This is a genomic window from Micromonospora sp. WMMA1996, from assembly GCF_002573675.1.
Classification (GTDB): Bacteria; Actinomycetota; Actinomycetes; order Mycobacteriales; family Micromonosporaceae; genus Micromonospora; species Micromonospora sediminicola.
In genome coordinates, this window is the sequence record NZ_PDHU01000005.1 from 260175 (window position 1) to 274929 (window position 14755).

The following is a 14755-nucleotide window of genomic DNA, read 5'->3' on the forward strand; positions in this document are numbered from 1 at the left end:
CTCGGCGTGTCGCGGGAGCGGCTCGGACGGGTCGCTTCCGGCTGCCCGCGCCGCACCGGTGGAGATCCTCATCCCGCACATGGGATTCCCGCCAGGCCGCATGTGCGGTCCCGTGCAACGGACCCGGGCGAGCGTCCGGGCATGGCCCGGCGGTCCCGGCTGTGCCAGACTCAGCCACCGTGCAGGACGCCGCCGACAGCTCCGCGCCGAACCTCGCCGACCGGCTCCGCCGGGCCGCCACCGACCGGGGCGACCGGGTCGCGCTGCACTGGCGCGACCGGACGGTGACCTGGTCCGAGCTGGACCGCGCGGTCACCGCCACCGCCCACGCGCTGCGCGCCGGCACGGCCCCACCCACCGGGGAGTCGCACCCGCCCCGGGTCGCGGTCGCGTTCGGCAACACGCCCGACTTCGTGGTCACCTACCTGGCCGTGCTCCGCGCCGGCCTGGTCGCCGTGCCGGTCAACCCCACGCTGACCGCGCGCGAGCTACGGCACGTGCTCGTCGACTCCGGCGCCGCCGTGCTGGTCGGCGCCGCCGAGGTGACCGCCCGGGTGGACGCCGCCGAGCTGCCCGCGCTGCGCGCGGTGCACACCGCCCCGCCGGTCGGCGACCACGACGCCGCCACGCCGTTCCCGCGCCGCGGCGGCGACGACCTCGCCGTCCTGCTCTACACCTCGGGCACCGAGGGGCGACCCAAGGGCGCGATGCTGTCGCACCGGGCGCTGGCCGCCAACCACGCCCAGGTCGACCGGATCGAGCCGCCCGTGGTGGGGCCCGACGACACCGTGCTGCTCGCCCTGCCGCTGTTCCACGCGTACGGGCTGAACTCCGGGCTCGGGGCCGTGGTGCACCACGGCGCGACCGGGGTGCTGGTCGACGAACCCGGCCCGGACGGCGCGCGGGACGAGATCGCCCGGCACCGGGTCAGCGTGCTGGTCGGCGTACCGTCGATGTTCCTGACCTGGGCCGACGCGCCGGGTGACGCGGCCGAGGCGCTGGCCTCGGTGCGCGTCGCGGTGTGCGGCGCGGCGCCGCTGCCGCCGGCGGTCGGCGCGCGCTTCACCGAGCTGACCGGGCACCCGGTGCACGTCGGCTACGGCCTCACCGAGACCGCCCCGGTGCTCACCTCGACGCTGGTCGGCGGCGAGCCGAAGCCCGGCTCGATCGGCCGGCCGCTGCCCGGCGTCGAGCTGCGCCTGGTCGGCTCCGACGGCACCGAGCTGTGGCGCGACGGGGTGCCCGCGGCCGAGGCCGACGACGACGGGATGGACCTCACCGACGACCCGACCGGCACCGACCCCGGGCAGATCGTGGTGCGCGGCGCGAACCTGTTCGCCGGCTACTGGCCGGACGGGCGGGGCGGACCGGACCCGGACGGCTGGTGGGCCACCGGCGACGTGGCCTACGCCGACGGCGACGGCGACCTGTTCCTGGTCGACCGGCTCGGCGAGCTGATCCTGGTCAACGGCTTCAACGTCTACCCGCACGAGGTCGAGCTGGTGCTCCAGGCGCACCCCGGGGTGGCCGAGTCGGCCGTCCTGGGGGTGCCGCACCCACGGACCGGCGAGACTGTCCGGGCGTACGTGGTGCGGGCGGCCGGCCCGGCCGTCGCGGCCGAGGAGCTGCTCGCCCACTGCGCGCGTAACCTGGCCCGGTTCAAGTGCCCGACCGCCGTCGAGTTCGTCGACAGCCTGCCGTACTCGGCGATCGGGAAGGTGCGCAAGACCGAGCTGCGCCCGGCGCCCACGGTGCCGGCACCGGCGCGACCGCCCGAGACCCGCACGGAGGTACCCGATGTCCAGTGACGCGAGGCTCATCCTGATCACCCGGCCGGGCTGCCACCTCTGTGACGACGCGAAGGCGGCGCTGGACCGGGTGGTGGCCGTCACCGGCGACCGGTGGGTGGAGAAGGACGTGACCGGCGACGTCGAGCTGGAACGCGACTACGGCGACCGGCTCCCGGTGGTGCTGCTCGACGGCAAGGAGCACGGCTACTGGCGGGTCGAGGAGGACCGGCTCCTGCGGGACCTGACCACCCCGCAGCTCTGATCTATCGTGCTCGGGTGACGGGAACACGACGCCACCTGGTGTGGGACTGGAACGGCACGCTCCTCGACGACCTCGACCTGGTGGTGCGCGCCACCAACGTGGCGTTCGCCAGCGCCGGGGGCCCGGCGGTCAGCGCGCGGGAGCACCGGGTCCGGTTCCGCCGGCCGATCGTCGACTACTACGCCGAGATGCTCGGCCGGGCGGTGGACGCCGAGGCGTTCGGCGCGCTCGACCGGATCTTCCACGACGCGTACCGGGCGGGGCTGACCAGCTGCGCGCTGGCCGCCGACGCCACCGCCGCGATCGCCGCCTGGCCGGGCAGCCAGTCGCTGCTGTCCATGTGGTTCCACGACGAGCTGGTGCCGACCGTGCACACGTACGGGCTGACCCCGCACTTCGACCGGGTGGACGGGCTGCGCGCGGCGGTCGGCGGCGGCCCGAAGGCGGAGTGGCTGGAGAAGCACCTGGCCGAGCTGGGGCTGGCCGGTCACGAGGTGGTGCTGATCGGCGACTCGCTGGACGACGCCGACGCGGCCGTCTCGGTCGGCGGCGCCGCGGTCCTCTACACCGGTGGCCTCTCCGACCCGGCGGTGCTGCGGGCCAGCGGCCACCCCACCGCCGACACCCTCACCGAGGCGGTCAACCGGGCCCGCACCCTCCCCTGAGCAGGGAGGTCAGGCCCGCAGGTGGGTCAGGACGGCCAGCACCCGCCGGTGGTGGGTGGTGGCGTCCGGCGGCAGGTCGAGCTTGGTGAAGATGTTGCGTACGTGCTTCTCGACCGCGCCGTCGCTGACCACCAGGACGCGGGCGATCGCGGTGTTCGAGCGCCCCTCGGCCATCAGCGCCAGCACCTCCCGCTCGCGCGGGGTCAGCGCGGCCAGCGGGTCGTCGCGCCGCCGCCGCACCAGGAGCTGGCTGATCACCTCCGGGTCGAGCACCGTGCCGCCGGTCGCCACCCGGGCCAGCGCGTCCAGGAACTCGTCGATCGCGGCCACCCGGTCCTTGAGCAGGTAGCCGATCCCGCCGCCGGCGCCGCCCGCGGTGTCCAGCAGGTCGTCGGCGTACGACACCTCGACGTACTGGGAGAGCACCAGGATCGGCGTGCCCGGCACCCGGCGGCGGGCCTCCACGGCCGCGCGCAGCCCCTCGTCGGTGTGCGACGGCGGCATCCGCACGTCCACCACCGAGATGTCCGGACGGTGCGTGACCACCGCCTCGACCAGGGCGTCCCCGTCGCCGACGGCGGCCACCACCTCGTGTCCGCACTCGGTCAGCAGCCGGATGAGCCCCTCCCGGAGCAGTACGGCGTCGTCCGCGATCACCACCCGCATGGGTCCGGTGTCTATCACGTCCGGGTCCCACGGCGTGGCCTCCGGCCGCTCGGCAGCGCCGTCCACCGGCCCGGCGGACGTCACCGCGGCAGCTCCGCGTGGACCCGCGTCGGCCCGCCGTTCGGGCTGGCCACCTCCAGCGAGCCGCCGGCCGCCCGGACCCGGTCGGCGATGCCGCTGAGCCCGTGGCCCTTGGCCAGGTGGGCGCCGCCGATCCCGTCGTCGGTGACGGTGATCTCCAGCCGGCCCACCTCCCGGGCCACCTCCACCCGGCACGCGTCGGCCCGGCTGTGCTTGGCGACGTTGGTCAACGCCTCGGCCACCACGAAGTAGGCGGCGCTCTCCAGCCCGGGGTCCAGCCGGCCGGCGGCGGCGCCCAGGTCGTCGTCGACCAGCAGTTCGGTCGGCACCAGCGCCCGGGCGGCGAGCGCGGCGAGCGCGCTGGGCAGCCCCCGGTCGACCAGGATCGGCGGCGCGATGCCCCGGGAGAGGGCGCGCAGCTCGTCGAGCGTCTCCCGGGTCTGGGCGACCGCCTCGTCCAGGGTGCGGCGGGCCGCCTCGGGGTCGGCGGCCAGTTGGTGGCGGGCCCGGCCCAGGTCCATGGCGAGCCGGACCAGGCGCTGCTGCGGCCCGTCGTGGATGTCGCGCTCCAGCCGGCGCAGCGCGGACGCCTCGGCCGAGGCGGCGGCCCGCTTCTGCTCCTCCAGCGTGACGATCCGCTGGCGCATCTCGGCCACGCCGGCGAGCAGCGAGTACGCCAGGCCGCCCTGGATCCGGGCGCAGGCCCGGGCCACGAGCGGAAGGGTGAACAGCGCGAACAGGCCGATCGCGGTGTTCAGGGCGATCCGCGCGTCGGCGCCGTCCCCCATTCCGAGGAGCTGGCTGAGGTCCTGGTCGCCGGGCCCGCGCGGGATGGCCCAGTCGTACGCGCCGTAGAGCGAGCCGGTCAGCGCCAGCGCCCACCACACCACCAGCACCACGAACGTGGGCAGGGTCACCACCAGCCGCAGGAACGCGTGCAGCAGGTCGAGCCAGGACTGCGGGTCCCGCATCGGGGTGAACACCCGACGCCAGAACCGGGCGCCGCGCGGGGGCGTCACGTAGGCCGGCCGGACCCGGGGCCGGCCGAGCACGCCGGGGAGCCGGAGCCGTTCCAGGTCGGCCAGCCCGCGCGCCGCGTAGAGCACGCCGGCGAGGACGGGCAGGCCCAGCGTGGTGACCAGCAGGCCGGCGCTGAGTGAGATCCCCGCCACGGCGAGCACGAAGCCGACCAGCGCCAGCGGGAGGCTGAAGAGCACGTAGCCGGAGTCGCGCGCGAGCCGGTGGAACAGGCCCCGGACGGGCGACGAGGGGGCGGGCGCGGTGGCCAACGGTGCGGCGGTCATGGTCCGAGGCTATGGGCGCGGAGCCGGCCGACCCATCCCGTGCGCCGCCCTTTCCGGGGTGGGGTTCTCCCTACCCGGACGTGAGCCGCGCCTCGCCACGCCGGTCACGGAGCGCTACCGGGCGCGTGCGATTGGTCAGAGAAGTCTGTATTGAGCAATAATCGCCACGCGCCGCCCATGCAGCGCGATTGATCGATCTTGTGGGAATGGAGGAGCAGGTGAAGGCGCGTCGCGAGTCAGCAAGATCGCGATTTGTGCACCTCTTCACAAGCGCCTACTCTGTAGTTCCGACGCGCCCTGCTAGCACAGCCGGCAATCTCGGTCGCCAGCGGGAGTCCCGAAACGACCGGCCCCCGTCGCTGGTCGAGGATCGCACCGCACGGAGTCTCATGAGCCAGCACCGTCAACCAGGCGCGCCCGGTCGCACCGGTGCCGTACCGGCGCTTCCGGACCTGCCCGAGGCGACCGTGTCCCGGCTCCCGGAATACCTGCGCGCGCTGCACGCGCTCGCCGACGCCGGCCACGAGACGGTGTCCAGCGAGGGCCTGGCCAGCGCCGCCGGCGTCAACTCCGCCAAGCTCCGCAAGGACCTGTCCCACCTCGGCTCCTACGGCACCCGCGGCGTCGGCTACGACGTGGCGCTGCTGATCGACCAGATCGAGTCCGTCCTCGGGCTCACCCAGTGCCGCGCGGTGGCGCTGGTCGGCGTGGGTAATCTCGGTCACGCCCTGGCCGGCTACGACGGCTTCGCCAACCGCGGCTTCCGCATCGCCGCGCTCCTCGACGCCGACGCCTCCCGGGTCGGCGAGCAGATCAACGGCCTGGTCGTCCGGCACGTCGACGAGCTGTCCCGGGTCGTGGCCGAGGAGTCGATCTCGATCGGCGTCATCGCCACTCCGGCGCCGGCCGCCCAGGCCGTCGCCGACGAGCTGGTCGCCGTCGGCGTGACGAGCATCCTCAACTTCGCGCCGTGCGTACTCTCGGTCCCGGACGGGGTCGACGTGCGCAAGGTCGACCTCGCGATCGAGCTGCAGATCCTGTCCTTTCACGAGCACCGCAAGGCGTCGCTGACCGCGCTGCCCGCCACCGGCGGGCCCGGCCTGGCCGCCCTGCCGGGCGGGCTCGCGGCCACCGACACCCAGGAGGCGATCGGCACGTGAAACTGCTCGTCGTCGGCGCGTCCTACCGCACCGCCCCGGTCGCCACCCTGGAACAGCTGGCCGTCCCGCCCGCGGACCTCACCCGCACGCTGGACCGGCTGGTCGCCCAGCCGTACGTGGCCGAGGCCGCCCTGGTCTCCACCTGCAACCGGGTCGAGGTCTACGCCGCCGTCTCCGGCTTCCACGGCGGCCTCGGCGACATCTGCGCGGTCCTGGCCGAGCAGGCCGGTTGCCCGCCGGCGGCGCTCGCCCCCCACCTCTACGTGCACTACGACGCCGCCGCCGTGGACCACGTGTTCCGGGTCGCCGCCGGGCTGGACTCGATGGTGGTCGGCGAGGCGCAGATCCTCGGCCAGCTCCGTGACGCCTACCACTCGGCCACCGGCGCGGACACCGCCGGCCGCCTGCTGCACGAGCTGATGCAGCAGGCGCTGCGGGTCGGCAAGCGCGCGCACGCCGAGACCAACATCGACCGGGCCGGGCAGAGCGTGGTCACCGCCGCCCTCGACCTCGCCGCCGACCTGCTCGACGGCGACCTGACCGGGCGACCCGCCATGGTGGTCGGCGCCGGGGCGATGGGCTCGCTGGGCGTGGCCACCCTCTCCCGGCAGGGCGCCGGCCCGCTCACCGTCACCAACCGCGGCGCCGCCCGCGCGGTCCGGCTCGCCGAGTCGTACGGCGCGACCGCCGTGCCGATGGCCGAGCTGGTCGAGGCGCTCGCCACGGTGGACGTCGTGGTCGCCGCCACCGCCGCCACCGAGCCGGTGCTCACCCGGGACGTGGTGACCCGGGCGCTGTCCCGCCGGGACGCCGACCGGGGCCCGCTGGTCCTGCTCGACCTGGCCGTCCCGCGTGACGTCGAGGCCGGCGTCGCCGAGCTGCCCGGCGTCGAGGTGATCGACATCGACCGGATGGCGGCGATCCTCGCCGACGGGCCGGCCGCCGCCGACGCCGCCGAGGTGACCCGGATCGTCACCGGCGAGGTCGAGGCGTTCCTGAGCTGGCTGCGCGGCGCCGACGTGGCCCCGACCGTGGCCGCCCTGCGCGGCCGGGCCGACGACGTGGTCACCACCGAGCTGCGCCGGCTCGGCCAGCGCCGCCCCGACCTCAGCGACGACCAGCGCGCCGAGGTGGCCCGCACCGTGCACCGGGTCGTGCAGCGGCTGCTGCACCAGCCGACCGTACGGGTCCGCCAGCTCGCCGCCGAGCCCGGCGGCGACCAGTACGCGGCCCTGCTGCGCGAGCTGTTCGACCTGGAAGTTCCGCAGACGTCCCCGGTCGACACCGTCCCCGACGTGGTCGCCACCGACCTCGACGGCCGCTCGTCGTTCGACGCGGCCGACGTTCCGCCCACCGGAGGTGCGCGATGACCGCCCCCCTGCGCCTCGGCACCCGGGGCAGCACCCTGGCGATGGCCCAGTCCGGCCACGTGGCCGAGGCCCTCACCGCGGCCACCGGCCGCCCGGTCGAGCTGGTCGAGGTGGTGACCGCCGGCGACCGCTCCTCCGCCCCGGTGCACCGGCTCGGTGTCGGCGTCTTCGTCTCCGCGCTGCGCGACGCGCTGACCGCCCGGGAGATCGACTTCGCGGTCCACTCGTACAAGGACCTGCCCACCGCGGCGGCGCCCGGCCTGCACATCGCTGCGGTGCCGCCGCGGCAGGACCCGCGCGACGCGCTCGTCGCCACGGACGGCCGTACGCTCGCCGAGCTGCCGCCCGGCGCGCGGATCGGCACCGGCGCGCTGCGCCGGATCGCCCAGTTGCACGCGCTGGGCATGCAGTTCGAGGTCACCCCGATCCGGGGCAACATCGACACCCGGCTCGGCCGGGTGCTCGGCCCGGACGCCGACCTCGACGCCGTCGTGCTGGCCCGGGCCGGGCTCACCCGGATCGGGCGCGCCGACGTCATCACCGAGACGCTCGACCCGATGCTGATGCTGCCCGCGCCCGCCCAGGGCGCGCTGGCGGTGGAGTGCCGGGCCGACGACCAGGACCTGGTCGAGCTGCTCGCGCTGCTCGACCACGCGCCGTCCCGCGCCGCGATCACCGCGGAGCGGGCGCTGCTGGCCACCCTGGAGGCCGGGTGCAGCGCACCGGTGGCCGCCTACGGCGAACTCGCCGAGGGTGAGACCGGTGAGGAGATCTACCTGCGCGGTGCGGTGATCAGCCCGGACGGTACCCGTGACCTCCGACTGTCCCGCACCGGAACGCCCGCCGACGCGGCGGAGATCGGCAAGGCACTCGCCGCCGAACTCCTCGAACTCGGCGCCGACTCGATCCTCGGCCAAGAAGGACACACCGGCCCGGGGACCCAGCAACTTGGGAGCACAGAATGACCCGCACCCGTAAGCCCGTAGGCCGGATCGCTTTCGTCGGGGCCGGCCCCGGCGACCCGGGCCTGCTGACCCGCCGGGCGCTCGACGCCCTGGTCGAGGCCGACCACGTGGTGTACGACCGGGGAGTCCCCGAGTCGCTGCTGACCCACGTCCGCGCCCAGGCCAGGTCCGACGCCGAGTTCAGCCCCGCCGAGGGCGTGCCCGGGGACGTGGCGAAGGTGCTGATCTCCGCGGCCCGGTCCGGGCAGAACGCCGTGCACCTGGTGGCCGGTGACCCGTTCGGCCACGACTCGGTGGTCAAGGAGGTGCAGGCGGTGGCGCGCACCGCCGCGCACTTCGAGGTGGTGCCGGGCGTCGGCCAGGCCGAGGGCGTCGCCACCTACGCGGGCGTCCCGCTGCCGGGCGTACGCACCGCCGCCGACGTCGAGGACGTCACCACGCTGGACTTCGACGCGCTCGCCGCGGCCGTGGGCCGGGGCTCGCTGGCGCTCGCCGTGGACGCCGGTGACCTCGCCGCCGTCCGGGACGGGCTGCTGGCGGCCGGCATCGACGGCACCACCGCGGTCGGCGTGACCGGGGACGGCACCGGCGAGACCCAGTACACCACCACGTCGAGCGTCGACTCCTTCGTCGCGGCGGCGCTCGGCTTCACCGGCCGGGTGGTGCTCACCGTCGGCGCGGGCGTCACCGACCGCGACAAGCTGAGCTGGTGGGAGAACCGGCCGCTGTACGGCTGGAAGGTGCTGGTGCCCCGCACCAAGGAGCAGGCCGGCGCGATGAGCGCGCGGCTGCGCGCGTACGGGGCGATCCCGTGCGAGGTGCCGACCATCGCGGTCGAGCCGCCGCGCACCCCGGCCCAGATGGAGCGGGCGGTCAAGGGCCTGGTCGACGGCCGCTACGCCTGGGTGATCTTCACCTCGGTGAACGCGGTGCGGGCGGTCTGGGAGAAGTTCGGCGAGCACGGCCTGGACGCCCGGCACTTCGGCGGCGTCAAGATCGCCTGCATCGGTGAGGCGACCGCCGACGCGGTCCGCGCGTTCGGCATCCAGCCGGAGCTGGTCCCCGCCGGGGAGCAGTCCTCCGAGGGCCTGCTGGCCGAGTTCTCGCCGCACGACGAGATCCTCGACCCGGTCGGCCGGGTGCTGCTCCCGCGCGCCGACATCGCCACCGAGACCCTCGCGGCCGGCCTCACCGAGCGCGGCTGGGAGGTCGACGACGTGACCGCGTACCGGACCGTGCGGGCGGCGCCGCCGCCGGCCGAGATCCGCGACGCGATCAAGTCGGGTGGGTTCGACGCGGTGCTCTTCACCTCGTCCTCCACGGTGCGGAACCTGGTCGGCATCGCCGGGAAGCCGCACGCGCGTACCGTTGTTGCCGTGATCGGGCCCAAGACGGCGGAGACCGCGACGGAGTTCGGCCTGCGGGTCGACGTCCAGCCGCCGCACGCCTCGGTCCCCGACCTGGTGGAGGCGCTCGCCGCCTACGCCGTCGAGCTGCGCGAGAAGCTCGCCGCCATGCCGGCGAAGCAGCGCCGCGGCTCGAAGGTGCAGGGCCCGACCGCCCTGAGGTTCCGCTGACAGGAGGCATCCCCATGCCGTACCCCGAGATCCGGCCCCGCCGGCTGCGTCGCAACGCGGCCGTGCGGCGGCTGGTCTCCGAGACCCGCGTCGACCCGGCCGAACTGGTCGTGCCGATGTTCGTCAAGGAGGGGCTGACCGAGCCGAGGGCCGTCGCGTCGCTCCCGGGGGTGCTCCAGCACTCCCGGGACTCGCTGCGCAAGGCGGCCGTCGAGGCGGTCCAGGCCGGGGTCGGCGGGATCATGCTGTTCGGGGTGCCGTCGACGCGGGACGAGACCGGCTCCGGCGGCCTCGACCCGGACGGCATCCTCAACGTGGCCATCCGGGACGTGATCTCCGAGGTCGGCGACGCCACAGTGGTGATGAGCGACCTGTGCCTGGACGAGTTCACCTCGCACGGGCACTGCGGCCTGCTCACCCCCGACGGCGGCGTGGACAACGACGCCACGCTCGCCGCGTACGCGGAGATGGCGGTCGCCCAGGCCGACGCCGGGGTCCACGTGGTCGGGCCGTCCGGGATGATGGACGGCCAGGTCGGCGTGGTCCGCAGGGCCCTGGACGCCGCCGGGCACCAGGACGTCGCGGTGCTCGCGTACGCGGTCAAGTACGCCTCCGCCTTCTTCGGCCCGTTCCGGGACGCGGTGGAGTCGGCGCTGGAGGGCGACCGGCGTGGCTACCAGCAGGACCCGGCGAACCTGCGGGAGTCGCTGCGTGAGGTCGCGCTGGACGTCGCCGAGGGTGCCGACATGGTGATGGTCAAGCCGGCCCTGCCCTACCTCGACGTGGTGTCGGCGGTCCGGGCCGCGGTGGACGTCCCGGTCGCCGCCTACCAGGTCTCCGGCGAGTACGCGATGGTCGAGGCCGCCGCCGCGAACGGCTGGATCGACCGGGAGCGGGTCATGCTGGAGACGCTCACCTCGATCCGCCGGGCCGGCGCGCAGATCATCCTCACCTACTGGGCGGTCGAGGCGGCCCAGCTGCTCCGCGAGCGCTACTGACCGTACGGCCGGCGTGTCCGACGAACCAGCGCCGGCGAGGCGGAGCGGCGGATCGCCGAGCTGCACGTCGCGCTCGACGGCATCCGCTCCGGTTGCCGCCTCTGCGACCTGTGACCCACCCGTCGGCTGATCGCTCCGCCCGCCGGCCCCGCTCGGCCGGACCGGACCTCTTCTCGACGCCTTTCGAGCTGATATCAGAAACGACTCAGTGCACGCGCTACCTGACCGGGGCCGGCTACCGCCGCCGGGTCGGCCACCAGACAGGGCGCTACCTCGGCGAAGTGGCGATGTCCGGGCGGGCCGGACGGTGCCATCTCGGCGAAGTGGCGTCGATCATGGGGACGGAGGTGGCTCGGCCAGGCCGGAGGTGGCCGTGCGATATCACGAACGACTCAGCTCGAAAGGCGTGCCTCGGGGATCAACCAACTCCTGCGCGGCGGGGATTGGCCGACTCGGCCGGTGGGTGGCATTCCTGCCTGCCTCCGGCGGCACCTCCTGGCAACTTCGCTCACCGGCCGAGGACGCGCCGGTAATGATCCGGACGACTCCGTGGGTGGCCGACTCCGCCGGAACCGCGGCGGCCCGCCGATCCGGCCATGAGCCGGACGACGGGCCGCCGTGAGGGGTGGCGCTCAGTCGTCGTTCAGGATCGTCCCGACGCCGGACGGGTCGGCCAGCCGGAGCCCCGGCACGCCGGCCACGTAGAGCGTGAGCCGCTCGTCCGCCTCGCGCTTGCGGTCACCGCGCACGGTGACCGGGAAGTCCAGCGACGTCCGACCCGCGGGCAGCACCCGGCAACCCACGTACGGGTCGTAGTCCGTCCCGGTCTGCGCGGTCGTGCCGTAGGTGGCGGCACAGAGCAGGGCGGGCTCGGAGAGCGGGCGGGACACGGTGACGGTGAACGTCATCGTGCGGGTGCCCTTGTCGCCCTCGGTGACGGAGGCGTCGGCCACCCGCAGCGCGGCGCGGGAGCGGAACCGGGCCACCGTCGGGTCGTGGTCGCTGGCACCCCGGTCACCCAGCTGCCCGGCGTCGGTGGGGTAGTCGGCGTTGATGTGCGCCGTCCGCACCTGCACCAGGTCGTCGTGCATCGGGTCGTTGACGAACATGCTGTCCAGCGTCTGGGCCTGCCCGCTGAAGGTGTACGAGTAGGCCGCCGCCGGCGCGTCCGCCACCAGATCGTCCCAGAGGTTGTGCAGGCCGGCCTGGTAGAGCGGGGCGAGCTGGTCCGACGGGGTGGGGTTCTGCCCGGTCGCGATCGGGTCGTCGGGGCGGGGGAAGACGTTCAGGTCGCCGCCGTAGACCACCCGGGCGGACGGGTCGGACGCCTCGACCGCCCGCACCATCGCCGCGCCGTACGCGGCCTGCTCCCGGCGCTGCCCGACCCGGCTGTCCGGGCCGGACGAGAAGTGGTTGGCCACCGCCCAGAGCGTGAAGTTCTCGGTCGAGCCGGGCGCCGCCCGGACCGTGAAGCGGGCCAGCTGCGCCGCGCGGGTGTAGACGTTGCCGCCGTCCACCCCGGTGGACCGGTCCACATCCTCGGGAAGCACCGCGTTGAACGCCTTCGGGTTCTGCACGTCCGCGTTCGACGGCAGCGCGGCCGAGCGGTACGTGACCGTCGGGGCGGAGCCCAGCAGCGGGTCGGCGGCGGTGGCCTGGGCCAACGTCAGCCGGTCGGTGCGGTAGAGGAACGCCGAGGCGATGCCCCGGGCGTCCGCGCCGGTGCGGTCGTACGCGGCGGCGTAGGCGGGACCGCCGTTCGCCGCCACGGCCAACGCCAACTCCTGCACCGTGTCCGGCGCGCCGTCGGCGTTGTTGGTGTCCCCGCAGGTGAGGTTGCCGTCGACCACCGAGCAGATGTCCTGGTCCTCGGCCTCCTGCACGAGGATCAGGTCCGGGCTGTGCAGCGAGGTGACGATCTGCCGCGCCTGCACGCCCAGCTTGGCGGTGTAGGCCTCCGGGCTGGCCGGCACGTAGTCGAACGGCGGGCTGACGCCGGGGCAGCCGCTGTTGCCGGCGAAGTCGCAGCCGTCGAACGGGTCGTCCCGGTAGTCGTACAGGTTCTCCACGTTGTAGGTGGCGACCGCGACCTCGCTGGGCCGGTCCGCCGGGCGCGGCGGGTTGTTCTCCGCCGGGTCCGCGCCGCCGGTCAGGGTGAGCTGCTCGGGCTGCACGCTGTACTTGCTGAACGCGTACGAGACGGAGCCGTAGGCGTCCTCGGTGAGCGTGTCGAACGTGCGCGCCTCGGGCAGCAGCGCGGTCGAGTCGCCGGCGGTCGCCTTCACGCCACCGGCACCCAGCAGGATCCGCTGATTGTTGCCGTTGTCGAAGAGCGTGCCCGGGATGTCGTCCAGCGGGTGCGCGTCCCGGAACACCCGGCGGGCGTACGGGTCGGACCGCTTCATCACCGGGTCCTCCCGGTCCAGCACGTAGATCTCGGAGTCGGCGGTGGAGGAGTAGATGTGCCGGGGCGCGGAGACACCGCTGCCGGCCCGGACCCGCATCCGCTCGCCCTCGTGCCGCTCCCAGAACAGGTCGGCGGCGTCCGCCTCGGCCGGCGGGACCGCGTCGGCCACCCGGACCGCGGTGTCCACGTCGAGCCCGGAGTCGAGCTTGCGCACCAGCGAGGCACCGGAGAGCTGGGTCTGGTTGAAGTATTCCGAGACCCGCCCGCGCAGCACGACCTCGTCCCCGACGGTCGGGGCGTAGCCGCCGATCAGCGTGGTGAACGAGCCCATGAAGACGAACAGACCGTCCGAGGTGAGCGGGTCGCCGTCCTCGCTGCCGAGCCGGCTCTGCAGGTAGAAGCCCCACTGGTCGGCCCCGGCCGACGTGTGGGTCAGCGACTTGCCGGTGATCACGCCCCGGACGTCGTACAGCAGGGTGCTGGTGCCGTTGCCGCTGGCCGGCGCGAGCGGCGACCGGTCGGTGCGGCCGCTCTCGTCGTCGGCGGTGCGGCCCTGCACCTCGCCCACCGACAGCACGCTGGTGGCCTGCACGGTGAGCGTGCAGGTGGCGGTGCCGCCCTCGGCGTCCGTCGAGGTCACGGTGACCGCGTAGCTGCCGGCCGGCAGGCCCGTCGCGGTCAGCGTCGCGGTGGCGGTGCCGCCGGCCGCCGTCGCCGGGGTGAACGCGGTACGGCTGATCGAGCCGCTCGCGGGCGCCGGCGCGACCGAGGTGACCGCGAGGTCGGTGACCGTGTCGTCGGCGTCGGTCGCGGTCACCGCCCGGGTGGCCGTGGCGCCCGCCTCCAGCGTCAGCGCGCCGCCACAGGTCAGCGTCGGCGGCTGGTCGACCGGGCCGCCGCCGTCGACGCTGTGGCTGCCCAGCCCGTCGAACGTGTCGGTGGCGAACCCGGCCCACTGGGCGGCCGGGTCGAACGGGTCCGACGGGTCGGTGTCGCCGGCGGTCACCGAGGGCAGCCGGCGCAGCGTGTTGTCGGCCGTGCTGGTGAGCCCGCCGCCCCACTCGGTGCCCGGGTCGACGCCGACCTGGCCGAGGGAGTCGACGACGGTCTCGCCCCGGCGCAGCACGATCGCGTCGTCGCCGTTGAACAGCGAGCCGGCGTACGTCTGGTCGGCCTGGGCGAGGATCGCCGGCCCGGCCGACGCGGCGGCGAAGACGAACACGTCCCCGGCGGCGACGGTGCCGGTCAGCGCCACGTTGGTGGAGGTGGTCGCGCCGTTGAAGTGGAACTGGAGCTGGTAGCCGGCGGCGGCCAGGTCGACCGGGGCGCCGGTGCCGTTGTACAGCTCGACGGCCTTGTTGTTGGACGACCCCTCGACGTATTCGGAGATGAACAGGTCGGTGGGCGCGGCGCTGGCCGCGGGGGGCGCGACACCGATGGCCGTGACGGTGACGGCGGCGGTGGTCGCGAGCGCGGCGATTGTGCGGCGCGGGCGCATGGAGCCTCCACG

At 74.7% G+C, this 14755-nt stretch carries 11 protein-coding genes; 8 read left to right on the forward strand and 3 right to left on the reverse strand.

What is annotated here, in order from left to right; all coding sequences use genetic code 11:
- Positions 1-179 precede the first annotated feature (179 nt).
- Genes COO58_RS26780 through COO58_RS26790 form a run of 3 tightly spaced genes read left to right on the forward strand, consistent with a single transcriptional unit; the run spans position 180 to position 2717 of the window.
- Positions 180-1808: an AMP-binding protein gene (locus tag COO58_RS26780; RefSeq protein WP_176558985.1), complete on the forward strand. Its 1629-nt coding sequence runs from the start codon at positions 180-182 to the stop codon at positions 1806-1808.
- Positions 1798-2052, forward strand: a complete 255-nt coding sequence (locus COO58_RS26785; RefSeq protein WP_091569385.1) for a glutaredoxin family protein — start codon at positions 1798-1800, stop codon at positions 2050-2052. Before COO58_RS26780 ends, COO58_RS26785 begins: the two co-directional genes overlap by 11 nt.
- Positions 2053-2066: 14 nt before the next feature.
- A complete protein-coding gene (locus COO58_RS26790) occupies positions 2067-2717 on the forward strand; it encodes an HAD family hydrolase (protein WP_091569390.1) in 651 nt (216 codons plus the stop codon).
- Positions 2718-2726: 9 nt separating this feature from the next.
- Here COO58_RS26790 and COO58_RS26795 read toward each other — a convergent pair whose 3' ends face one another.
- Positions 2727-3383, reverse strand: coding sequence for a response regulator transcription factor (locus tag COO58_RS26795; protein WP_091576916.1), 657 nt, complete (start codon positions 3381-3383; stop codon positions 2727-2729).
- 80 nt (positions 3384-3463) lie between these two features.
- Positions 3464-4768, reverse strand: coding sequence for a sensor histidine kinase (locus COO58_RS26800; protein WP_098747757.1), 1305 nt, complete (start codon positions 4766-4768; stop codon positions 3464-3466).
- A gap of 389 nt (positions 4769-5157) precedes the next feature.
- On the opposite strand from COO58_RS26800, the gene COO58_RS26805 reads away from it, so the two are divergent.
- Genes COO58_RS26805 through hemB form a run of 5 tightly spaced genes read left to right on the forward strand, consistent with a single transcriptional unit; the run spans position 5158 to position 10838 of the window.
- Entirely contained in the window at positions 5158-5928 is a 771-nt protein-coding gene (locus COO58_RS26805) for a redox-sensing transcriptional repressor Rex (protein ID WP_091569396.1), read from the forward strand.
- On the forward strand, positions 5925-7298 hold the full coding sequence (locus COO58_RS26810; protein WP_098747759.1) for a glutamyl-tRNA reductase: 1374 nt from the start codon (positions 5925-5927) through the stop codon (positions 7296-7298). The genes COO58_RS26805 and COO58_RS26810 overlap by 4 nt, the downstream gene beginning before the upstream one ends.
- On the forward strand, positions 7295-8263 hold the full coding sequence (hemC, locus tag COO58_RS26815; RefSeq protein ID WP_091569405.1) for a hydroxymethylbilane synthase: 969 nt from the start codon (positions 7295-7297) through the stop codon (positions 8261-8263). Before COO58_RS26810 ends, hemC begins: the two co-directional genes overlap by 4 nt.
- A complete protein-coding gene (locus COO58_RS26820) occupies positions 8260-9840 on the forward strand; it encodes a uroporphyrinogen-III synthase (protein WP_098747760.1) in 1581 nt (526 codons plus the stop codon). Before hemC ends, COO58_RS26820 begins: the two co-directional genes overlap by 4 nt.
- A gap of 14 nt (positions 9841-9854) precedes the next feature.
- Entirely contained in the window at positions 9855-10838 is a 984-nt protein-coding gene (gene hemB, locus COO58_RS26825) for a porphobilinogen synthase (RefSeq protein WP_091569414.1), read from the forward strand.
- A 632-nt stretch (positions 10839-11470) separates the two neighbouring features.
- On the opposite strand, the gene COO58_RS26830 is transcribed toward hemB, so the two are convergent.
- Entirely contained in the window at positions 11471-14743 is a 3273-nt protein-coding gene (locus tag COO58_RS26830) for a lamin tail domain-containing protein (protein WP_098747762.1), read from the reverse strand.
- Between the last annotated feature and the right edge of the window lie 12 nt (positions 14744-14755).